The 20,552-nt window shown below is 68.6% G+C and carries 17 protein-coding genes; 7 read left to right on the top strand and 10 right to left on the bottom strand.

Annotation, left to right across the window (positions count from 1 at the left end; translation table 11 throughout):
• Positions 1–145: 145 nt before the first annotated feature.
• The gene (locus ACWEVR_RS06270) at positions 146–790 is read right to left on the bottom strand and encodes a hypothetical protein (protein ID WP_452466054.1); all 645 of its coding nucleotides are present in this window, start codon (positions 788–790) and stop codon (positions 146–148) included.
• Positions 791–928: 138 nt separating this feature from the next.
• On the opposite strand from ACWEVR_RS06270, the gene ACWEVR_RS06265 reads away from it, so the two are divergent.
• Both ACWEVR_RS06265 and ACWEVR_RS06260 read left to right on the top strand, forming a co-directional pair.
• Positions 929–2,008: an esterase-like activity of phytase family protein gene (locus tag ACWEVR_RS06265; RefSeq protein ID WP_452466053.1), complete on the top strand. Its 1,080-nt coding sequence runs from the start codon at positions 929–931 to the stop codon at positions 2,006–2,008.
• Positions 2,009–2,122: 114 nt separating this feature from the next.
• The gene (locus ACWEVR_RS06260) at positions 2,123–5,671 is read left to right on the top strand and encodes a protein kinase domain-containing protein (RefSeq protein ID WP_452466052.1); all 3,549 of its coding nucleotides are present in this window, start codon (positions 2,123–2,125) and stop codon (positions 5,669–5,671) included.
• Positions 5,672–5,701: 30 nt separating this feature from the next.
• On the opposite strand, the gene ACWEVR_RS06255 is transcribed toward ACWEVR_RS06260, so the two are convergent.
• On the bottom strand, positions 5,702–7,018 hold the full coding sequence (locus tag ACWEVR_RS06255; protein WP_452466051.1) for a class I SAM-dependent methyltransferase: 1,317 nt from the start codon (positions 7,016–7,018) through the stop codon (positions 5,702–5,704).
• Positions 7,015–8,448, bottom strand: coding sequence for an FAD-binding oxidoreductase (locus tag ACWEVR_RS06250; protein ID WP_452466167.1), 1,434 nt, complete (start codon positions 8,446–8,448; stop codon positions 7,015–7,017). The genes ACWEVR_RS06255 and ACWEVR_RS06250 overlap by 4 nt, the downstream gene beginning before the upstream one ends.
• A 312-nt stretch (positions 8,449–8,760) precedes the next feature.
• Between ACWEVR_RS06250 and ACWEVR_RS06245 the strand changes: the two genes are divergently transcribed.
• The gene (locus tag ACWEVR_RS06245) at positions 8,761–9,195 is read left to right on the top strand and encodes an SRPBCC family protein (RefSeq protein ID WP_357150941.1); all 435 of its coding nucleotides are present in this window, start codon (positions 8,761–8,763) and stop codon (positions 9,193–9,195) included.
• 1 nt (position 9,196) lies between these two features.
• Here the strand turns inward: ACWEVR_RS06245 and ACWEVR_RS06240 are convergent, their stop codons facing one another.
• The 3 genes from ACWEVR_RS06240 to ACWEVR_RS06230 are packed head-to-tail and all read right to left on the bottom strand — an operon-like array spanning position 9,197 to position 10,967.
• Entirely contained in the window at positions 9,197–9,547 is a 351-nt protein-coding gene (locus tag ACWEVR_RS06240) for a VOC family protein (protein ID WP_225281210.1), read from the bottom strand.
• Positions 9,544–10,374 (bottom strand): MerR family transcriptional regulator, encoded by an 831-nt coding sequence (locus ACWEVR_RS06235; protein ID WP_452466050.1) that lies wholly within the window; start codon positions 10,372–10,374, stop codon positions 9,544–9,546. The genes ACWEVR_RS06240 and ACWEVR_RS06235 overlap by 4 nt, the downstream gene beginning before the upstream one ends.
• Positions 10,375–10,415: 41 nt before the next feature.
• On the bottom strand, positions 10,416–10,967 hold the full coding sequence (locus tag ACWEVR_RS06230) for a hypothetical protein (protein ID WP_452466049.1): 552 nt from the start codon (positions 10,965–10,967) through the stop codon (positions 10,416–10,418).
• A 239-nt stretch (positions 10,968–11,206) separates the two neighbouring features.
• On the opposite strand from ACWEVR_RS06230, the gene ACWEVR_RS06225 reads away from it, so the two are divergent.
• Complete coding sequence (locus tag ACWEVR_RS06225; protein ID WP_210740525.1) at positions 11,207–11,521, top strand: YbaB/EbfC family nucleoid-associated protein; 315 nt, start codon at positions 11,207–11,209, stop codon at positions 11,519–11,521.
• Positions 11,521–12,129 carry a recombination mediator RecR gene (gene recR / locus ACWEVR_RS06220; protein WP_067640390.1) on the top strand — a complete coding sequence of 203 codons (609 nt, stop codon included), beginning with the start codon at positions 11,521–11,523 and terminating at the stop codon, positions 12,127–12,129. The genes ACWEVR_RS06225 and recR overlap by 1 nt, the downstream gene beginning before the upstream one ends.
• Here the strand turns inward: recR and ACWEVR_RS06215 are convergent.
• Positions 12,126–12,761: a hypothetical protein gene (locus ACWEVR_RS06215; RefSeq protein ID WP_452466048.1), complete on the bottom strand. Its 636-nt coding sequence runs from the start codon at positions 12,759–12,761 to the stop codon at positions 12,126–12,128. The two genes, recR and ACWEVR_RS06215, sit on opposite strands and share 4 nt — an antisense overlap.
• Positions 12,762–12,887: 126 nt before the next feature.
• On the opposite strand from ACWEVR_RS06215, the gene ACWEVR_RS06210 reads away from it, so the two are divergent.
• Both ACWEVR_RS06210 and ACWEVR_RS06205 read left to right on the top strand, forming a co-directional pair.
• The gene (locus ACWEVR_RS06210; RefSeq protein ID WP_452466047.1) at positions 12,888–15,653 is read left to right on the top strand and encodes a circularly permuted type 2 ATP-grasp protein; all 2,766 of its coding nucleotides are present in this window, start codon (positions 12,888–12,890) and stop codon (positions 15,651–15,653) included.
• Entirely contained in the window at positions 15,650–16,513 is an 864-nt protein-coding gene (locus tag ACWEVR_RS06205; RefSeq protein WP_452466046.1) for a transglutaminase family protein, read from the top strand. The genes ACWEVR_RS06210 and ACWEVR_RS06205 overlap by 4 nt, the downstream gene beginning before the upstream one ends.
• A 39-nt stretch (positions 16,514–16,552) precedes the next feature.
• Here the strand turns inward: ACWEVR_RS06205 and ACWEVR_RS06200 are convergent, their stop codons facing one another.
• The 3 genes from ACWEVR_RS06200 to ACWEVR_RS06190 form a co-directional block, all read right to left on the bottom strand.
• Entirely contained in the window at positions 16,553–17,269 is a 717-nt protein-coding gene (locus ACWEVR_RS06200; RefSeq protein WP_452466045.1) for a type 1 glutamine amidotransferase, read from the bottom strand.
• On the bottom strand, positions 17,266–18,501 hold the full coding sequence (locus ACWEVR_RS06195) for a MurT ligase domain-containing protein (protein WP_452466044.1): 1,236 nt from the start codon (positions 18,499–18,501) through the stop codon (positions 17,266–17,268). Before ACWEVR_RS06195 ends, ACWEVR_RS06200 begins: the two co-directional genes overlap by 4 nt.
• Positions 18,502–18,569: 68 nt before the next feature.
• A complete protein-coding gene (locus ACWEVR_RS06190) occupies positions 18,570–20,231 on the bottom strand; it encodes a hydroxysqualene dehydroxylase (protein WP_452466043.1) in 1,662 nt (553 codons plus the stop codon).
• Between the last annotated feature and the right edge of the window lie 321 nt (positions 20,232–20,552).

Below are 20,552 nucleotides of genomic sequence, written 5' to 3'. Positions count from 1 at the left end.
TCTCATCTTTCGCCGCTGCGCCGAAGTGCGCAAGAGTATGGCTGTTATCGGAACAGGATGGCGGTGATGATGTCGGTGTGGCGGTAGCGGAGGTATTTCTCGACGGTGGCCGCGTCGACGGCGGAGGTGGCGGTTGCCAGCGTGATCACCACGAACTCGGCCTGTGAACCCGCGCGCCATTTGCCGGTCGCGAAATCCTTGATGTAGCTGCCGGGCGCAGTTCGAAGTCTTTGTCCTCGATCTTGTCGGCGGCGGCCTCGGCGGTGGCCTTGTCCGGCATCGCCAGGATGAACTGGGTGAATTTCAGGCTGCCGCCTTCGGCGGACAACACCAGTTCGGCTGCGTACTGACAACCGAGCTCGGTGAGTTTCCCGGCGTGCTCGATGGGGGCGCAACTGGTGTGATCGCGGCCGTCCACCCAGTCCGCCTGCAATTCGACATTGTCGAACTTGAAATCCCACGGGCCTTCGTAATCGGTGTAACTCAGGCGCTCACCAGATTTCGACGGTGGTTTACCCGTGGTGCTGCTCGTGGTCGGCTTGCGGGTCGACGGCACATCCGTCGCCGACGCAGCGACCGCGGAACCGTCCACCCCGTTGTTACCCGCCCACACAAGCAAACCGCTGCCGCCGACAAGTCCCGCGACCACCACCAGCGCGATGACGATCCACGCCCCGCCGGAGTTGCGCGGCGGCGGCGCGAGCGGCGGAACTTCCTGCGCGAACGGTGGATACGCCGTCTCCTTCGACGGCAGCCCCCACGGCGCGGGATCCTGTGGTGGATAAGTCATCTCAGCTCCCCCTTCCCCGGACGACAATCGCGCCCGAGCCTGCCCCGAGCTTACCGATCGGCGCTGTCCGGCCGGGTCGGTGGAAGTATTCGAACGGTGTTCACCCGACGGCACTCCGGGGTGGCTAGCGTGCCGGTCATGGGACGTCGGCTGGGTGCGGTGGTGTTCGGTGCGGTACTGGCTGGAGTGTGGGCCCCGGTCGGTGACGCCGAACCGATGGTGCGGGTGCTCGGGGAGCAGGTCATCGAGCACGACCTGGATTTTCGAGGCACGGTGGTCGGTGGGTTGTCGGGCATCGACTACCGGCCCGGCAGCGGCGATTTCGCGCTGATCAGCGACGATCGCTCCGAGAAGAGCCCGGCCCGGGTGTACACGGCGCGGATCCCGCTGGGAGACACCGGTGTCGGGGCCGTGGATTTCACCGGAACCGTGCCGTTGCGTCGCGCCGACGGTTCGTTGTATCCGCCGAAGTCGGTCGACCCGGAGGACATTCGTGTCGACCCGCTGACCGGTGACTATTTCTGGACGCAGGAGGGCGAACGAGCCGCGGTACTCGCCGACCCTTCCGTGCGCGTCGCGAAGCAGGACGGAACCTTCGTCTCCGAATTGCCGATCCCGGAAAACGAACGCATGCTGCCGGATTCGGGCCCGCGTCAGAACCAGGCACTCGAAGCGGCGACCTTCGCGGCGGGCGGCGCATTGTTCGTCACCGCGCTGGAAGGACCCCTGCTCGGCGACGGTCCCGAGGCCACGCCGACGAGCGGCGCGATCACCCGGATCACCGTGCAGGCCAGGTTCGGCCCACTCCTTGCCCAGTACCCGTACCAACTCGAACCGGTCTTCACCGATTCGCGTCCGGAACCCGGCCGGGCGAGCAACGGCGTCACCGCGATCCTGGCCGTCGATCCCGTCGACCCGACCCGATTCCTGGTGCTCGAGCGCGCGTTCGCCGAGGGTGCGGGCAACCGGGTCCGCGTTTTCGAGATCGATACGGCAGGCGCGACGAATATCCTCGACGCGCCCGTCGCTGGTGCGCGTCCGGTGACCAAACGTCTCGTCGCCGACCTCACCGACCTCGGCGTCGCGGCCGTCGACAACATCGAGGCGATGACATGGGGACCTCGGCTGTCCTCCGGCGAGCGAACCTTGGTGCTGGTCGCGGACAACAACTTCAGCGCACGTCAGCGCAGCCAGGTGATCGTTCTCGCCGTTCGCTGACCGTGGGGCCATCCGTTGCCGCCACTGCATCGAATCTCCACCCGTTGGATGCCGGATCGCGCTAGCTTGGATATGTAAGACCGGTGACGCCATTTCGAATCGAGAGGTGGTCACATGGAACCGGAGCCGACGCGCATCCAGGATGGGCGACCCGGATCGTCGCCGGTCGGGACCGATACGCAACGGACCACCGCGCCGGGTGAGACCGACGAGGCCGTGGTCGCCGAACTCGACGCGATGGGGTTGACCGACGCCGCCGAGATCGGGCGCGGCGGGTTCGGTGTGGTGTATCGGGCGGTGCAGCCCGCGCTGGATCGCGTCGTCGCGGTGAAGGTGCTGTCCTCGGAGATCGATCAGGAGAGCCGCGAGCGGTTCCTGCGCGAGGAACAGGCCATGGGCAGGCTGTCGGGCCACCCGAACATCGTCGATATCCTGCAGGTCGACGTCACGGGCACCGGCCTGCCGTTGATCGTGATGCCGTACTGCCCGCGCGGCTCGCTGGAGCGTCTCATCCACGACCGGGGCCCGCTCACCTGGGAAGACACCCTGCGCGCCGGAGTGAAGCTGGCGGCGGCGATCGAGTCGGCGCACCGGGCGGGCATCCTGCATCGCGATGTGAAGCCGGCCAACGTCCTCATCAGCGGTTACGGCGAACCGCAGCTCACCGACTTCGGCATCGCCCGCATTCCCGGCGGGTTCCAGACCTCGAGCAGCCTCATCACCGGTTCGCCCGCGTTCACGGCCCCCGAGGTACTCAGGGGGCATGAACCAACCGTGCGGTCCGATATCTATGGGCTCGGCGCCACTCTGTTCGCGCTGCTCACCGGCCATGCCGCGTTCGAGCGGCAGGCGGGGGAGAAGGTCGTCGCCCAATTCCTGCGCATCACCACGCAGGCCGTCCCCGACCTGCGCGCCAAGGACTTCCCCGCCGATGTGGCCGCAGCCATCGAAAAGGCCATGTCCCAGGACCCGGCCGATCGCCCGGCCTCGGCCTACGAATTCGGCGAACTCCTGCGCGACGTGCAGCGCGCCCACGGGCAGATGCCCGACGAGATGGCGCTGCTCGTCACCGGCGACGAGCTCGCCGAGCCACCACCGGAAGCCCTCAAAGCGGTCACCGCGCGCCGCAGCTGGCCGCTCACCCTGCAGCCGGCGGGCGCGTCGGTGCCGGTACCCAAGCCGACCACCGGCACCCTGCCGCCCACCGCCGCGACCAAGTTCCGCCCGCCGACCCCGGCGCGCGATCCCTTCCCCCGCCCACGACTGCTCGACACCTTGCGTTCGGGTGGTCTGCGCAGGCTCGCGCTGATCCACGCGCCCGCCGGCTTCGGCAAGAGCACCGTCGCCACCCAGTGGCGCGCCGACCTCGCCGCCCGCGATATTCCGGTGGCCTGGCTCGGTATCGACTCCGACGACGACAGTGAGATCTGGTTCCTCGCGCACTTGATCCAGGCGATCCGGCGGGTGCGTCCCGATGTCGGCGCCGGGCTCGAACAGGTGCTGGAGGAACGCCCGTCCGATGCGGTGGCGTTCGTGATCGCCACGCTGATCGACGAGATCCATGCCAGTGACCGGCCGGTGGTCGTCATCGTCGACGACTGGCACCGCGTGCAGGACCCCGGCGTGCACCGGGCGATGGCGGCGCTGCTCGACAACGGTTGCCACCATGTGCGTTTCGTCGTGACCAGCCGCGACCAGGCCGGATTGCCGATCAGCAGGCTGCGGGTGCGCGACGAGCTGGTCGAGCTGGACGCGGCGGCGTTGCGGCTCACCGAGTCGGAAACCCGCCAGATCCTGGTGGAGCGCAACGGGTTCGCGCTCACCGACGAACAGGTCGAGCAGATCCACGCCGCGACCGACGGGTGGCCCGCCGCCATCCAGCTGGTGAGCCTGACGCTGCGCGGTACCGCGGATCCCGGTCAGCTGCTGGTGCAGCTCGCCGAAGGCGGGCACGGGATGCGGGAGTATCTGGCCGAGAACGTGCTCGACACGCTGGAACCGGACCTGCTGGATTTCCTGATGGCGATCTCGGTGGTGGAGCGGGTGAACGGTTCGCTGGCCACGCTGCTCGCCGACGTGCCCGACGGTGCCGCTCTGCTGGAGCAGGCCGAGCAGCGCGAGCTGTTCCTGCATCGGCTCCCGCACGATCCGGAGTGGTATCGCATGCAGCCGCTGTTCGCCGAGCACCTGCGCGCACGCCTCGATCGCGATCACCCGGGACGCTCGAAGGTGCTGCACCGCAAGGCCGCCCGCTGGTACGCGGAGCATCAATTGCTGCGCAAGTCGGTGGATCATGCGCTGGCCGCGACCGATCTCAAACTGGCTGCCGACCTGCTGGAAAGCGGCGGCATGGACCTCATCGACGGGTCACGGCTCGCGACGTTGCTCGGCAGTGTGTCGAAACTGCCCATGCAGCAGGTGAGTTCGCGATCGAAGCTGTTGATGGCGGTGGCACGGGCCAATATGAACCTGCAACAGTCCGGCACCGCCCGCACCGCCCTCGGCAGGCTGTCGAACCTGCTGGCCCGGGGCAGCACCGGCGGTCCCGAGCAGGCGGAAGAACGCTGCGCGGCAACGGTTCTCGAAGCGGCCGACCGGGTGGCCCACGACGACACCGAGGGCGTGGCCGATCAGCTCGCCACCTGCTTGGACGCGCCGGACGGCCTGCCGGACTGGATCGTCTCGACGGCGGCCAACCTGATGTCGTTCGTGCGCCTGTGCGAGTTCGATTTCGCCGCGGCCACCGACACCCAGGACTGGGCGGCCGAATATCACGCTCGGTCCAAGGACCCGCTCGGCCCGGTCTTCGGGCTCTGCGCCCGCGCCGCCGCGGCCTATGAACAACTCGATATCGCCACGGCCACCGCCTGTCTAGAGGAGGCCTACGAGACAGCACGCACCAGGGCCGGGCCGCGCTCGGACGCCGCGCGCGTGGCGGCGGCCATGCTGGGCGAAGTGACCTACCGGCGCGGTGACCTGGCCATGGCCGACCGCCTGCTCGACGAGAGCCACCAGCTGCTCACGCGCGTGGGCCCCGTCGACTTTCTCGTCGCGACCTTCGTCATCGGAGCGCGCGTGAAAGCGGCCCTCGGCGACCAGTACACCGCCGCGGCCCGGCTCGAGGAAGGCGCGCGCGTGGCCGCGGCCAACAGCCTGGCCCGCCTCGACGCCCAGGTGCGTGCGGAACGCTCGCGCCTCGGGCTGCCGCCGGGCAACGGCGCCAACGGGATCGTCGTCGACCCGTCGGGCAACGGCGGACGCCGCAAAAAAGGCGCCGCCGCGCTCATCACCGAGGCGAGGCAGGTGGCCGAAATCCGCACCCTGCTCACCGAACAGCGCCTGCGCGCCGACGACCGCGCCGCCCGCCACGCCCGCGTGCTGTATTCGCGTGTCCTCGAACAATCCCGCCCCCGCGCGGAACTGGACGCCACCCTGCTACTCGCCGAATGCCTCGCGGCGGCAGGCTGGATCGGCGAAGCGACCAACCTGGTCCTGCCGGTCCTGCGCACCTGCGCCGACCTCGGCTGGACCCGCCCCTTGCTCGACGCGGGCCCCGGCGTGGTCGGCCTCCTGCACGTCCTGCGTACCCAGGCTCACGACACCCAGCAGCATCCGATCCTGGAGGGGATGCCCGGCCATTTCCTCGACGAACTGCTGACCTGACCGGCCCGGTTACCCGGGCCGGTCACCGCACTAGGGCTGCCACCAGGGCCGCAACGGCACGTCCCAGGTTCCGTTCTTGTTCAGTTTCACGCCGAGGACGTGGTGGAGCTGGACGACATTGCGTTGGAAGCCGAGCCGGCAGCCTGCCATGTAGAGGCCCCAGACCTTTGCCGTGCCCTCGCCTACCTCGTCGACGCAGGCGTCCCAGTTGGCGACCAGGTTCTTGCACCATTCGTGCAGGGTGAGGGCGTAGTGCTCGCGCAGGTTCTCCTCGTGCAGGACCTCGAGGCCGAGGTTCTGGATCTCGGAGATGATGCGGCCCGAGCCGATGAGTTCGCCGTCGGGGAAGACGTAGCGATCGATGAAATCGCCCGCCTTGGTGGTTCGGGTGTTGTCGGGGCGGGTGATGCAGTGGTTGAGGAACAGGCCGCCGTCGCGGAGTTTGTCCTTGATGAAACCGAAGTAGAAGGGGTAGTTGTGCACCCCGATGTGTTCGGTGAGACCGATCGAGGAGACGGCGTCGAACTCGCCCTCGACGATGTCGCGGTAGTCGCTGTGGCGGACTTCGGCGAGGTCGGCGAGGCCTTCCTCGACGATCTTCTGCTGCGCCCACGCCGCCTGTTCGGCCGACAGCGTGGCACCGATGACGCGCACGCCACGCTTGGCGGCGTAGCGGACCATGCCGCCCCAGCCGCAACCGATGTCGAGCAGCCGGTCGCCTTCCTTCAAGCGCAGTTTGTCGAAGATCAGCCGGTACTTGTTCTCCTGTGCCTGCTCGAGCGTCCAGTCGCGGTCGCCGTATACCGCGCAGGTGTAGGTCATCGACGGGCCGAGCACGTATTCGTAGAACTTGTTGGAGACGTCGTAGTGGTGGTGGATCGCCTCGGCGTCGCGAGTCTTGGAGTGGCGTAAGCCTTCCAGGGCGATGCGACGCCAGCGTGGCAGGGTCTCCTGCGGCGGCGGGGCGATCGGCTTGAGCCGCTCCCAGCCGAGCGAGCGCGCGATGGTCACCAACGACAGGGCCGACGGACGATGGAACTTGATGTCCTGCATGGCCTTCAAGATGTCGTACGGGTCACCGGGGTGCACCCCCTGCGCCACCATGTCGCCCGCGATGTAGGCGCGGGCCATGCCGAGGTCGCCGGGGGCGGTGGCCAGGTAGTTGATGCCGCGCGGGTTCTTGATGTCGAGGGTGTAGGGCGAATCGGCGGGCCCGGTCGCGCTGCCGTCGTAGGCCGTCAGCCGGACCGGGATGTCACCGTCGATGAGGCTCTCGAACACCTCCGCGATGCTGAGCCGGGTTCCCAGCTCGGCGAGGATCTCTGATCTGTCCTTGAATGTCGTCACTTGCGTTGCACCGCCTTCGAATACAGATTCAGCAGTCGTTGGTCCGGGTCGTAACGGTTCTTCAATGCGGTATAGGTCTGGCCGCCGTAGAGCTTCGCGAATTCTGCCTCGTCGTAATAGGAGTCCGAGTACAGGGACTTGTGTCCGTCGAATTCGGAGACGATCTTCTCGATGGCGCGGTTGGCCGCCCCCTCCGGCTGACCGGGCACGGTGGGCACCGCCGACCAGAATCCGAAGTTGACGTAGGTGTGGCGCGGTTCGAGGGGGTACAGCGGCCACGGTCGGCTGCCGTCGGCGGCGCCGGTCTCGCGCAAACGCAACGGGCACAGCCAGATCGGTTCGATCGGGATCTCGCGCAGGAACCACTCGGCGAAGTCGGCGGTGCGGTGGACCGGCACCTCGATGTCCTGCACCACCCGCTCCTGCGGCGCGAGTCCCTTGCGGGCCCGGCGCCGGTCGTCGAAGTGGTACTTGCGGTCGAGCGCGACGAGCTTCCAGTAGAAGCTGCTGCGGCGCAACGACTTGGGCCAGAACCGGCGGATCTTCGGGTTCTGGGTGCCGAAGGCGCGTGAGCACCAGAACCAGTCGGTGTCCCAGCGCCACAGGTAGTCGGCGATGGTGAGCCGGTCGGTCCTCACGCCGTCGTCGTGCTGCAGGGAGCGGTAGTAGATGTCCATGCCGGTGTAGTCGCTGACCGGGCCGGGTTCGTCGGTCTGCCTGCCGAGGGTCAGGTAGCTCTCGGTGGCACTGAAGACGACGCCGTCCAGGTAGTCGACCTGTTCGCCCTGGTAGGAGCGTTCGGTGACGATGCGTTCCAGCTCGGTTTCCAGCGTGCGCAGGTCGTGGAACCGCACGTGCCGCAGCGCGACATAGGGCTTGACAGCTTCGAGCTCGATTTTCAGGCGAACGGAGTAGCCGAGGGTGCCGTAGGAGTTGGGGAAACCGTGGAAGAGGTCGGCGTGCTCGCCGGTCGGCGTCGCGGTGAGGATCTCGCCCGACCCGGTCAGGATGTCCATTTCCAGCACGGATTCGTGCGGAAGACCGTTGCGGAACGAGGTCGACTCGATGCCGAGCCCGGTGACGGCGCCACCGAGGGTGATGGTCTTGAGCTGCGGAACCACCAGCGGGGCGAGCCCGTAGGGCAGGGTGGCCGCCACCAGGTCCTCGTAGGTGGTCATGCCCGCCACGTCGGCGGTTCGGGCCTGCGGGTCGACGGCGATCACCTGCCCCAGCCCCGACACGTCGAGCCCGGGCGCGGTCGTCGCCGCCCTGGCACGGAAAAGGTTCGATGTCTTCTTCGCCAACCGGACGACGGCACCCGGTGGGATGGCGCGATAGCTTGCCAGCAGTCGCTCCACACCCGCGCGGTGCGCGGCGTATCCAGACTCGCGTGCGGCCGGTTCGTGGCCGGCCCTACCCAAAAGACTCACTGCCACTGTGTCGACGCTAGTACGCGCCCGCCTGCCCGGCTACCAGATAGATGCACGCCACGGTGAAATGTCACTCAGCTGTTTCTTCCAGCCCCTGATAGGCAACACAGTGGGACGCAAGGCAAGATGTATCCGAGCCCCGCACGACCCGACCTCGAGGAGGGTCCGCCGCGAAGCGGCGGTTCGCGGCCGTCCCGACGATCAGGTGCCGTGGCGTAGGCGACGAAGGAGCAAGCCACGGTGCCTGATCGTCGGGACATGCGGGGCCGCGAACTCGAGCGCGCCAGCGCTCCAAAAACACAGGAGTCAACGGTGGGTCAGGTCAGTGCCAGCAGTTCGATCGTCGTCGCGGCGGATCCGCAGCGTACCCTCGAGGCGATCGGCGACTACGAGACGGTTCGTCCGCGCATCCTCTCCTCGCACTACCGCGACTACAAGGTGATCGAGGGCGGTAAGGGCGCGGGCACCGTGGTGGAGTGGACCCTGCAGGCCACCGAGAAGCGGGTGCGCAATGTGCGCGCGAGCGTGACGGTCGCCGATTCGATCCTCACCGAGCGCGACGCCAACTCCACCATGGTCAACACCTGGACCGTCACCCCCGAGGGCGCCGGCTCGCGCGTCACCGTGCGCACCACCTGGAAGGGCGCGGGCGGTATCGCGGGCATCTTCGAGGGCATCTTCGCGCCGCTCGGCCTGAAGAAGATCCAGGCCGAGCTGCTGGAGAACCTGAAGCGCGAACTGGCCTGAGTCAGTATTTGCCGATGTCGAAGAGGTTGCCCTCGGGATCGGCGACGGTCACCCACTGCACGCCGTACTGGTCGAAGTCGCCGATGTGCTTGCCGCCCAGGCTGATCGCGCGTTCGAGGGCATCGGCCCACTGCGTCGAGTGGAAGTCCAGGTGCACGGCGTTCTTGCCCGGTGTCCGGTCGGGTACCTGGATGAACATCAGTACCGGCGACATGCCTGTCGACCGGCCGACCTCGGCGAAGAACGGTGAGGCCGCCGGTTCGACGGGCATGTCGAGCAGTTGGGCGTAGAACTCGGCGAGGGCGGCCGCGTTGTGGCAGTCGACGACGACATTGGCGATGGCGAGGGTCATCGGGTTTCTCCTTCGGTGATGGGCCAGCACACTTCGGTGCGGTATTCGGCCGGGTTGTCGGTGTGCTGCGGTCCCACGAGGTAGCGCTCGCGGATCGGTTCGTCGGCCAGGGCTTCGTCGTGTTCGGCGACATAGCTGCCGAGGGCGCCGTAGGTGCGGTCGAAGTCGTCGAACGCGCCGGTGTGCACGGCCACGGCGTAGCGGCGGGCCGGCATGTGGGTGAGTTCGAGGCCGGGTGGCGGGGTGAGTTTCGTGCCCGTGGGCAGTGGCAGGTAGGCACTCACCTCGCCCGACTCGTCGGTGAAGAATTCGGTCGAGTAGGTGGCGCCCGCGATTCCGCCCGGTGTCACGCCCGCGGTGAGCACCGTCTGGAACAGCTGGTCGAAGGCGAGACCGCACCATGCGCCGATGGCGTCGCGGGCGACCCGGTCGGTGCGGGTGAGCGCGGTGCACGCCGGCTCGATCCGGTATTCCACCCGCAGCATCGGCGCGGGCACGGTGAGCAGCGCGCGCAACGAGGTGACCACGTCCCTGGTGCGCTGCAGTTCGGCTTCCATCGCGCTCAGGTGCTCGCGCAGGGTCGCGTCGCGGGTGGTCGGGTCGGGTGCGGCGAGTACCTCACGGATCCGTGGCAGCGGCATGGCCAGATCGCGCAGCCTGCGGATGAGGTGCGCCTGCTCGACCTGGTCGACGGAGTAGCGGCGGTACCCGGAACCGGGCGCCACCGCGACCGGCTCGAGCAACTCGATCTCGTGGTAGTAGCGCAGCGTCTTGACGCTCAGAAGCGTGAGGCGGGCGAACTCGCCGATCGTCACGGTGGCTGTCATGCAGACAAGCCAACACCCTCCAGTAGCGGGAAGGTCAACGATCAGGCCGGGGTGAGCACGAACGCCGCGAGCAGGCCGCCGCCGCGCCACCACGAATAGCCGAGCCAGACGCCGGGCGTCACCTCTCTGATCTCGTCGTACACCGGCGTGGGGTAGTTCAAGGCCCAGGCCGGGGCGGCGTCGAGGATCGAGGGCGCCCGGTAGACATCGGCCGGGAAGGCCTCGAATCCGGCACCGGTGACCCGGTTCGTCAGCGTGCCGCCGTCAGGGCCCGTGCGGAACACCTTGCCGATCCACACCGACTGCGCGATGCCGTCCAGTCGTTCCGGACGGAGCACCCAGCCGTTGGTGACGCCCATCGGCACCGCACCGGCGCCCGCGTCGCGGTAGATCTGGTCCTGTTGGCCGACGCTGCAGCGGAACCGGAGCGCGTCGATGGTCGCGGCACGATTGCCGGGGTCGAGCACACATCCGGCGCCGTAATCGGCGACGGGTGTCGGTGGATCGGCGGCGGCGGCGCCGACCGGGGTGAGAACGAGCAGGCTCGCACACAGAGCCGATGTGGTCACCAGACGAGCACGCATGGCATTCATCCGATCTCCTAGGGTTGTCGACCCATAGCCCGACCTGTGTCGATCCTAGGCCGCGCGCAACGCCGAAGGCCAGGCACCGCCCGCCGAGTCCCCCGACTAGGCTGGTACGTGGACAAGGCCCGAGCCCCCACCCGATGCACCACCCGGTCGTCGGCCGCGGCTCACGGGGCCGAAAACCCGCGGCGCCAGCCGCCAACGACACAGGAGCCTTTGTGCAACCCGGTGATGGTCAGTTCGACATGCAAGCGCTGCTTGCCCAGGCCCAGCAGATGCAGCAGGCCGTGATGCAGGCCCAGGCCGAGCTCGCCGAATCGGAGGTGCAGGGCCAGGCCGGTGGCGGTCTCGTGCAGGCGACCATCAAGGTGAGCGGCGAGATCACCGCCCTCACCATCGACCCCAAAGTCGTCGACCCGTCCGATGTCGACGGTCTGCAGGATCTGGTGATCGGCGCGATCAACGACGCGATGGCCAACGCGCAGCAGCTGGCCGCCGAACGGCTCGGCCCGCTGTCGCAGGGCCTGGGCGGTTCCATGCCCGGACTGCCTGATTTCTGATGTATGAGGGGCCGGTACAGGATCTGATCGACGAGCTGGGCAAGCTGCCCGGTGTCGGTCCGAAGAGCGCGCAGCGCATCGCTTTTCATCTGCTGCAGGTGGAGCCGCCGGAGATCGACCGGTTGCAGGCCGTGCTGCAGAAGGTGCGCGACGGCGTGCAGTTCTGCGTGTCGTGCGGCACCGTCGCCGACGGTGAGCTGTGCCGGATCTGCGCCGACCCCCGCCGCGACCGCACCATGATCTGTGTGGTCGAGGAACCCAAGGATGTGCAGGCGATCGAGCGCACCCGTGAGTTCCGTGGTCGCTACCACGTGCTCGGTGGTGCGCTCGATCCGCTCAGCGGTGTCGGGCCCGACCAGCTGCGGATCCGGGAGCTGTTGACCCGCATCGGCAATCAGGACGACGGTGTCGACGTGAGCGAGGTCATCATCGCGACCGACCCGAACACCGAGGGCGAGGCCACCGCCACCTATCTGGTGCGCATGCTGCGCGATTTCCCCGGCCTCACCGTGACCCGGTTGGCGTCGGGCCTGCCGATGGGTGGTGACCTGGAGTTCGCCGACGAGCTGACGCTCGGTCGCGCGCTGTCGGGTCGCCGGGCGCTCTAGAGCTCGACCCGGGCCCAGTTCGCTTCGTCGGCAACGGGTTTGCCGTCGGTCCAGTCCCAGATGATGCGGGCGACCTCGTCGGCGTCGCCGAGTTTCGTCCCGAAATGCCGGTCGGCCGAGCCGTCGCGGTATTCCAGGGTGTAGGCGCCGTCGGGGTCGCGGTAGGTCTGGATGTAGTTCTGTTCGCCGCGTTCGACGATCAGGTACGGGTTCGGTGCGGCCAGGCCCGCCACCCAGCGGTGCGCCAATTCCTCGGTGAGGTAAGGGAATTCGCCCGCGCCGCCGTGGGTGACGGCGATCGGGATGTGCCCGGCGGGATCGATCAGCCACGACAGCTGCGGGTCGTAGACGGCGTAGCCGCGCGGGGTGGCCAGGTCGAACAGCAGATTGCGGACGAAGCCGATCGCGTCGTACGGCGACGGCACGAACAGGGTGTCGCCGGTCGGGCCGCTGACGGGACTGCTGAGAAAGCCGTCCTCCTCGGGCAGCGCGCTGTCGCGGGCGTTGAGTTCGGCCGCGATCTCGGCGATGGCGTCGGTCTCGGGCAGACCTTCCTGCGCGGTCAGGTAGGCGTCGATCTCGTCGAGGGAGGAGGCCGCGCCCGACGGCAGAAGGATGTGGTCGTAGCTCACCTGGTCAACCCTACGTAGGTGCTCGGACCGAACTCACCGAGGGCGGGAACACTCCGCCCGGGGCGGTGGCGGGGGAGAATCGGGGCCGATGTGCGTGGTGTCGACCGGCGACGATACGGAGGGCCCGTGACCGAGCTCGATGAGGCGCGACTCGCGCCGGGCGTGCGGGCGCAGGTGGCCGAGCAGTTCGCCCGGTACCGGTCCGCGAGCCGGGCCGACGCGCCGTTCGACGAATGCGGCGGGCCGACCCCGGGCTATTACGACGAACTGGTCGACGGCCAGGGCCGGGTTCGCCCGATGTGGGCCGAGCTGTCGGCGGCCTTCGCCGAGCGCGGTGTCGCGGGCCTGGCCGACATCGATCGCCGGGTGCGCAGGCGGATCGAGGACGACGGCGTCACCTACACCGGCCCCGACGGCAGCGCCGGACCGTGGCGGCTCGATCCCATCCCGCTGCTGGTCTCCGCCGACGACTGGACCCGCCTGGAAGCGGGCCTCGTGCAGCGTTCCCGCGTGCTCGACGAGGTACTCACCGATGTGTACGGGCCGCGCAGGCTGCTCACCTCCGGTGTACTTCCGCCGCAGGTGGTGTTCGGCAGCGCCGGGTACGTGCGGGCCGCGCACGGCATCACCGTCCCCGGCACGCATCAGCTGTTCTTGCACGGCTGCGACATCAGCCGGTTCGGTGACGGTGACTTCCGGGTGCTCGCCGACTGGGCGCAGGCGCCGTCGGGCGCCGGGTACGCGCTGGCCGACCGCCGCGTTGTCGCCTCGGCGATCCCGGAGTCGTTCGAACACGCCGGGCCACGTCCGCTGAGCCCCTTCGCGCGGGCGATGCGGTCGATGCTCGCCGAGGCGGCCCCCGAATCGGCCGACGGCGCGGAACCCGTTGTGGTCGTGCTGAGTCCGGGTGCGCAGTCCGAAACCGCCTTCGACCAGGCCTATCTGGCGCAGACCCTCGGTTTCCCGCTGGTGGAGAGCGCTGATCTGGTCGTGCGCGACGGTGCGCTGTGGATGCGGTCGCTCGGCAGTCTCGAACGGGTCGATGTGGTGTTGCGGCGCGTCGACGCGGAATTCGCCGATCCGCTGGACTTGCGTCCCGATTCGCGGCTCGGAGTCGTGGGGTTGGTCGAGGTGTTGCGGCGCGGAGCGGTGACGGTGGTCAACACCCTCGGCAGCGGGCTGCTCGAATCACCCGCGCTGAGCGTGTGCCTGCCACGGATCGCGCGGACGGTACTCGGTGAGGAACTGCTGCTCGACGGGGTGCAGTCGTACTGGGGCGAGGTGGAAACCGAACGCGCCCATCTGGTTTCACATGTCGGTGACCTGGTGATCCGTTCGGCCGTCGACGGGACGACCATCTTCGGACCGAATCTCACCGCCGCCGAACGCGCGAAACTCGCGGCACGGATCGAGGCCGAGACGTGGCGGTGGGTGGGTCAGGAACCCGCCGAATTCTCCGTCGCGCCGTCGGTGCGGGAGCGGTCGGGGCTGGCGCCCGCCCCGGTGGGGATGCGGTTGTTCTCGCTGGCGCGGCGTGGTGGGTACACGGCGATGGCCGGTGGTCTCGGCCAGCAGTGGTTGCGGCGCGAACCGGGACATGCCGCGATCAAGGTGGCGGCCAAGGATGTCTGGGTCCGCGCGGCCCCGGCCGCCGCGCCCGCCGCCGCCGATCTCCCGCACGAGGACCGCACGCGCCGCGCCACGCCGGTGGTGGAGGCGGTGAGTTCCCCGCGCGTCCTCAACGACCTGTTCTGGATGGGTCGCTACGGCGAACGAGCCGAAGCGGTGGTCCGGCTGCTCGCCGCGACCCACAGCGTCTACCAGGACTATCGCTACCGGCCGTGGCTGGAAGGCGGTGCGGCGCTGCCGGTTCTGTGGCACGCGCTCGCGGTGACAACCGGTACCGACCGTGTTCTCGAGGCGATGGAGGAGCCCGCCGAGCGAGCGGCGGCGGTGCCTGCCGACAGTGGGTCCGGTGCGGACTCGCCGGAGGCGTCGACCGCCGGAGTGTCTCGCGTACCGAGAGCTGCCGAAGAAGAGTCGTCTCCCGGTTCGGCGGTCGCGGACGTAACGGCCGCGGAGTCTCGCGTCGTCGGAGCATCGGCGGAAGGGTTCCGGTATCTGGCGGCGTTGACCGGGGACCGGCAGCGGGCCGGGTCGTTGGCCTACGCGATCGACCATTACGGGTCGGCGGCTCGGGCTGTGCGCGACCAGGTGTCGGGGGATACCTGGATGATCCTCGGTGCGGTGGACCGGGCGCTGGCCGAATTCCGTGGTGCCGAGGGTGAGACGGCGATGTCGTCGGTGCATTCGCTGTCGCTGGCGGCCCTGCTCGCCCTGTCGGGCATCGGGGCGGAATCCCTTGTGCGCGACACGGGTTGGCAGGTGATGGAGATCGGCAAGCGGGTGGAGCGCGGGCTCGCGCTGACGGCACTGCTCGAATCGACGCTCGCGCGTGAGCAGCCGCCGGAGGAGGAGCAGGTGCTGTTCGACGCGGTGCTCGCGGCCACCGAGTCGGCGGTCATGTACCGGCGTAGACATCGTGGGGCACCGCAGATCGTTGCCCTGGCCGATCTACTGCTGTTCGACGCCGCCAACCCCCGCTCGCTGGTGTACCAACTCGACCGGCTCGAAACCGGTTTCCAGGCGCTGCCGGGCAGTTCGGGTACGTCGCGTTCGCAACGCCTGCTCGCCGACGCGCAACGCATGGTGCGGCGGGTCGACCCGGCCGATCTGGAACACGCCGACGACGGTGTGCGCACCGAACTGGTGGAACAGCTGGAAGGGGTGCACTTGCGGTTGCGCAAGCTGGCCGAATCGTTCGAGACTTCCAAGTTGACCGTGCCGCAGGGCATTCAGCCCCTGTGGGGCAGCACGCGGGTGGTCGGATGAGCACCTACCGCGTGCTGCACCACACCACCTACACCTACTCCGACGAGGTGAGCAGTTCCTACGGACGTGCGTATCTCACACCACGAGAGTTCCCCGGCCAGCGCTTGCTCGCCCACGACATCCACATCGACCCAGGCCCGTCCGACCGCTCGGCAGGCCCCGACGTATACGGCAACGCCACCACGTATTTCCATGTGACACAGGAACATCGCCGGCTCGTGGTGACCGCCGAATCGCTCGTCGAAGTCGACCAACCCCCACCACCGGACGCCGATCTCCCCTGGGAACAGGCCCGTCCGACCGCGAGCACCGGCCCCCTCGCCGTCGAATTCACCCTCGACCTGACCCAGCCCGAAATCACGCCCGACGTCAAAACCTATGCCGCGCAGAGCTTCACCCCGGGCCGCCCACTCCTGGAGGCGATCACCGAACTCAACTCCCGCATCCACCACGACTTCCACTACCGCACCGGCTCGACAACGGTGAGCACCAGCGTCGCCGACGTCTTCACCGCCCGCGAAGGCGTCTGCCAGGATTTCGCCCGCCTCGCCTGCGCCTGCCTACGTTCCCACGGCCTTGCCGCCCGCTACGTCTCCGGCTACCTGGCCACCGAGCCACCCCCCGGCCGCGAACGCATGATCGGCGCCGACGCCACCCACGCCTGGACCGCCGTCTGGCTCCCCACCCCCACCACCTGGCTCCCCTTCGACCCCACCAACAACCAACTCCCCGACGACCGCTACACCACCCTCGCCTGGGGCCGCGACTACCAAGACGTAGCCCCCCTCCGCGGAATCATCTACACCGAAGCCGCCACCTCCACCATCGACGTCTCCGTAGACGTCGCCCCGGTCGGCTGACGGTAGTGCAGTACGAGGTGTCCGTACTACGGTGTTGACTCAGGCGCGGAGGCGTTCGCGGCGGAGGCGGTCGACTACCGGGAGGTCGAGGGGGGTGAGGTCGGTGGGGGAGATGCCGAGGGCTCGGGCGATGAGGTAGTCGGCCAGTTCGGGGTTGCGGGCCAGGGCGGGGCCGTGCAGGTAGGTGCCGAGGACCGAGCCCTGGACGACACCTTCGGTGCCGTCGCCGACACCGTTGCCGACACCACGGGTGACGCGGGCGAGGGGCTTCGCGTCGGGGCCGAGAGTTGTCCCACCGCGATGGTTTTCGAACCCGGTGAGCGGAGCGGAGAGGCCTTCGAGCAAGGGCGTGGTTGTCACCTCACCGATGGCGCGGGTGTCCTGGGGTGAGGTGGTGACATCGAAAAGGCTCACACCGTCGACCTTTTCGCCCGCCGAGGTCTCGTACCAGTTGCCGAGCACCTGGATGGCGGCGCAGATGGCAAGCACGGGAGCACCTTTGGCGGCTGCCTGCTGCAGGCCGGGGTAGCGCTGGAGGTGACGGGTGGCCAGGCGCTGGGCGGAATCCTCCGCACCGCCGAGGGTGTAGATGTCGAACGAATCGGGGACCGGGTCGGCGAGGGTGATCTCGACGACCTCGGCGTCGTACCCGCGCATCCGCAACCGCTGACGCAGCACGAGCGCGTTGCCGCCGTCGCCGTAGGTACCCATCACATCGGGCAGCACCAGCCCGATACGCACAGTGGACTCGCTCATTTGCGGGCCTCCAGATCACGATTCAGATCGCGGAACGCCGTGTAGTTGGCCAGCACCTCGACATGCCCGGCGGGGCACGACGCGATGGCACGCACCGGATCGGGCACCAGCGTGTGCTCCACACCGGCATAGGTCAGGCGGACGGCCAGGTCGGTGGCCCGCTCACCGGAGGCGACCACCTGCACCCCTTCGAAGTGTTCGAACCGCACATCCCACAGCCACGACAGATCCTCACCGTCGGGCACCTGCCCGTTCACGGCGATCACCAGCCCCGCCGAGGACGGCTCGATCATCGACAGCGCCTCCTGCCAGCCCGCCGGGTTCTTGGCGAGCAGCAGCCGCGCGTCGTGTTCGCCGACGGTGACGGTGCGGTAGCGGCCCGCGATCTCACGCACCGTCGCGGTGGCATCGGTGGCCTTGGTCGCGTCGGCGCCGAGCGCCACGGCGGCGGCAACGGCCTGGGCCGCGTTGCCGCGGTTGGCCCGGCCGGGTAGGGCCAGGTGCAGGGGCGCGCGGAAACCATCGGGACCGCACAGCTGTTCGCCCTCGAGCCACCAATCCGGTTGCGGGCGATGGAAATCGGTGCCGGTGGAACGCCAGTTCTCACCCTCCCAGACGATGGGTTCACCGCTGCGCGGGCAACTGGTCGCGTCGACGGCCCAGCCGCTGCCCGCGGCGACCCACACCACATTGGGATGGTCGTAGGCGATCGACGCGACGAGCACGTCGTCGCAGTTGGCGATCACCACGGCATCGGGATGACGTTGCAGCCCGGCGCGCAGTTTGCGTTCGATCATGTTGATCTCGCCGACCCGGTCCAGCTGGTCGCGGCTGAGGTTCAGCAGCACGACGGCGGCGGGGTCGAGCGCGTCACACACGTGCGGCAGATGCAGCTCGTCGACCTCGATCGCGGCAAGCGCCACCCCGGGGTGCAGGCTGAGCGCCGCGACGATGCCCGCGTCCATATTGGCGCCGTCGGCCTGGGTGGCGACCTGACCGAGGCTGCCGAGCGCGGCCGTGGTCATCCTGGTTGTCGTCGATTTGCCGTTGGTGCCGGTGATGAGCACCGTCCGGCGGTCGCGACCCAGTTGAGTCATGATCGTCGGATCGATTTTCAGCGCGATCAGGCCGCCGATCATCGAACCCTTGCCGCGGCCCGCCTTCTGCGAAGCCCACGACGCTGCCGCCGCCGCTCGCAAGGCCAGGCGCCCACGCACCGAGATGTCTGCCACGACGCGAGTCTATGTGCGCGGTGTTACGGCTGACTTTCGGGAGCGGTGTGAGCTGTGTCCGGTCGCGTTCACAGTGGCACGTCGAACAGGTTGGGCAGGCCCTTGGCGTAGCGGTCGGCGTCGATCACGCGCAGCGGTTCGAGGCCGGGCGTGCGGCGCAGATGGAACACCTCGCAGCGCGGGGCCGCCGAACCGGCCACGTCGAGCAGGGCGTTCACCGCCGCGCGGGCGGACTCGTTGGCGCCTTCCATCGTCGCCAGGTCCACATCGGTGCGCACGTAATCGCCTGCGAGGAAAAGGTTTTCGATGGGGCCGTGGGGTTCGGGGCGGTGGTCCCAGGAACCGGCGGTGTTGATGAGCAGCGGGTCGGCGTTGGCATTGCGGCCGCCCTGCCAGGAGATTCCCGGATCGAGGAACCACGAATGCACCTCGGCGGGACGCAACAGCTGTTCGCGATCGTTGAGGTGCTCGCTCAGCTGTGCCCACACCTCGCGGAAGATCTCCTCGTGCGTGCAGTCGGTGGCCGGTTTGCCGTAGAGGATGCCGGGGGTGTGCCAGTCGGAGATGTCGACCGACAGGCAGTCGGCCACCGAGCCGTCGCCGAAGGTGGGCAGCTTGCGCGTCCACAACTGGTTCTGGCTGATCGAGGTGAGCGACCACGGCGAATCCACGTATGCCGCGTGACCACGTGAGATGCGCAGCGGCGCCCGGAAATAGATCTGTATGCCGTTCATCCAGTCGACGTACAGCCGGTCCATCGCCGCGTAGTGCGGCGCCAGCTCCAGCACGTCGGCCGACCACAGGGTCCGCGCGTGTTCGACAGGCATCGCGACCACGAAGTAGTCGGCGTCGACCTCGCCGACCCCCGCCACCCGCGCGGCGGCGATGCGCCGATCGCGCACGACGAGCTCCTCCACTCGCGCGTTCAGCTCGAAACGCACACCCAGCCCGCGCAGATGTGCCACCCACGGGTCGATCCAGGCGGTATTGGTCGCGTTGTTGAGCACCCGGTCGAGCCCGCCGTCGTTGCCGATGCCGAGCGGGTTGCCGAGGAACTGTTCACCCATGCTGCCGATGGTTCTCGTGCTGGCCAGGTCTTCCTTGGCGGCCACCATGATGCTGGTGAGCGTGCGGGCCACGATGGCGCGGAACTCGTGCGAGCGCGTGTGCCCCTGCACGAAATCACGCCACGAGGTGTGTTCCCACTGCCCGAATCGGCGGGCCTGGCAGCTGCTGTTGAACACCAGCAGCCGGTTGGCGAAATACGCGGCCTCGTTTGCGGGCATTCGCGAGGTGGTGGTGATCGTCGCGGTGAGCGTTTCGCGGACCGCGTCGGCGGTGGTCACGGGCAGCCCCGTGCCGGGCAGGGCGAGCGAGATGTCGTCGCCGCCGCGCCGGGAGAACCGCGCCTCGGGCACGGCGATCAGGTTGTTCCACACCCCATCGGCGTTGCCGGGCACCGGGATTCGGCGCATCGTGTCGGGCAGGTTCCGGTAGAAACCGGGGAAGAATCGGAAACCGTGCTCACCGGGCAGGTCGGGGCGGCCGTCGCGCCCGGTGCCGGGAACAGCGATGCTGCGCGCCTTGCCGCCGAGCGCGCGCGCCTCGTAGACCGTCACCTCGAAGCCGCGCTCGGCGAGTTCGTGCGCCGCCGTCAACCCGGCCACACCACCGCCGAGCACCGCGACCCGGCGTCCGGGTGGAGCGGCCTTCGCGGGCACTCCTGTCACGGCCCCCGCCGCTACCACCCCCGCTGCGACCGTGCCGTGCAGAAAATTCCTGCGCGATACGGGCCACCGCTGTTCCGCCATACGCTGTTCAGCTGCCTTGCTCGAGTATTGCCTGCTATTTGCCACCACTCTAGAGCGCGGCGAAGACCTGGCTATATCGACCTGTGCGCAGTTCGCCGAGCTCGAAACCGACCGGTCACATGCTAGCGACCACCCGCCGGTCGCGGCGGCGATTCGGCAATCGGGTCCGGCCGTTCACCGGCGAACCGGGTAGGTGGCGGATGTGCGACAATGCCGCAGTGCGTGGGAATTGGTGGGGGC

It is taken from the genome of Nocardia sp. NPDC003979 (assembly GCF_053605015.1).
Note: the sequence above shows the minus strand (reverse complement) of the source record. Positions and strands in the feature narration are given on the sequence as shown.

What these genes read in the sequence shown, in the direction of transcription:
- ACWEVR_RS06270 (WP_452466054.1), bottom strand. Translation starts at nt 790, where the DNA reads ATGACTTATCCACCACAGGATCCCGCGCCGTGGGGGCTGCCGTCGAAG.
- ACWEVR_RS06265 (WP_452466053.1), top strand. Translation starts at nt 929, where the DNA reads ATGGGACGTCGGCTGGGTGCGGTGGTGTTCGGTGCGGTACTGGCTGGA.
- ACWEVR_RS06260 (WP_452466052.1), top strand. Translation starts at nt 2,123, where the DNA reads ATGGAACCGGAGCCGACGCGCATCCAGGATGGGCGACCCGGATCGTCG.
- ACWEVR_RS06240 (WP_225281210.1), bottom strand. Translation starts at nt 9,547, where the DNA reads ATGACCCTCGCCATCGCCAATGTCGTCGTCGACTGCCACAACGCGGCC.
- ACWEVR_RS06235 (WP_452466050.1), bottom strand. Translation starts at nt 10,374, where the DNA reads ATGACAGCCACCGTGACGATCGGCGAGTTCGCCCGCCTCACGCTTCTG.
- ACWEVR_RS06230 (WP_452466049.1), bottom strand. Translation starts at nt 10,967, where the DNA reads ATGAATGCCATGCGTGCTCGTCTGGTGACCACATCGGCTCTGTGTGCG.
- ACWEVR_RS06225 (WP_210740525.1), top strand. Translation starts at nt 11,207, where the DNA reads ATGCAAGCGCTGCTTGCCCAGGCCCAGCAGATGCAGCAGGCCGTGATG.
- recR (WP_067640390.1), top strand. Translation starts at nt 11,521, where the DNA reads ATGTATGAGGGGCCGGTACAGGATCTGATCGACGAGCTGGGCAAGCTG.
- ACWEVR_RS06205 (WP_452466046.1), top strand. Translation starts at nt 15,650, where the DNA reads ATGAGCACCTACCGCGTGCTGCACCACACCACCTACACCTACTCCGAC.
- ACWEVR_RS06200 (WP_452466045.1), bottom strand. Translation starts at nt 17,269, where the DNA reads ATGAGCGAGTCCACTGTGCGTATCGGGCTGGTGCTGCCCGATGTGATG.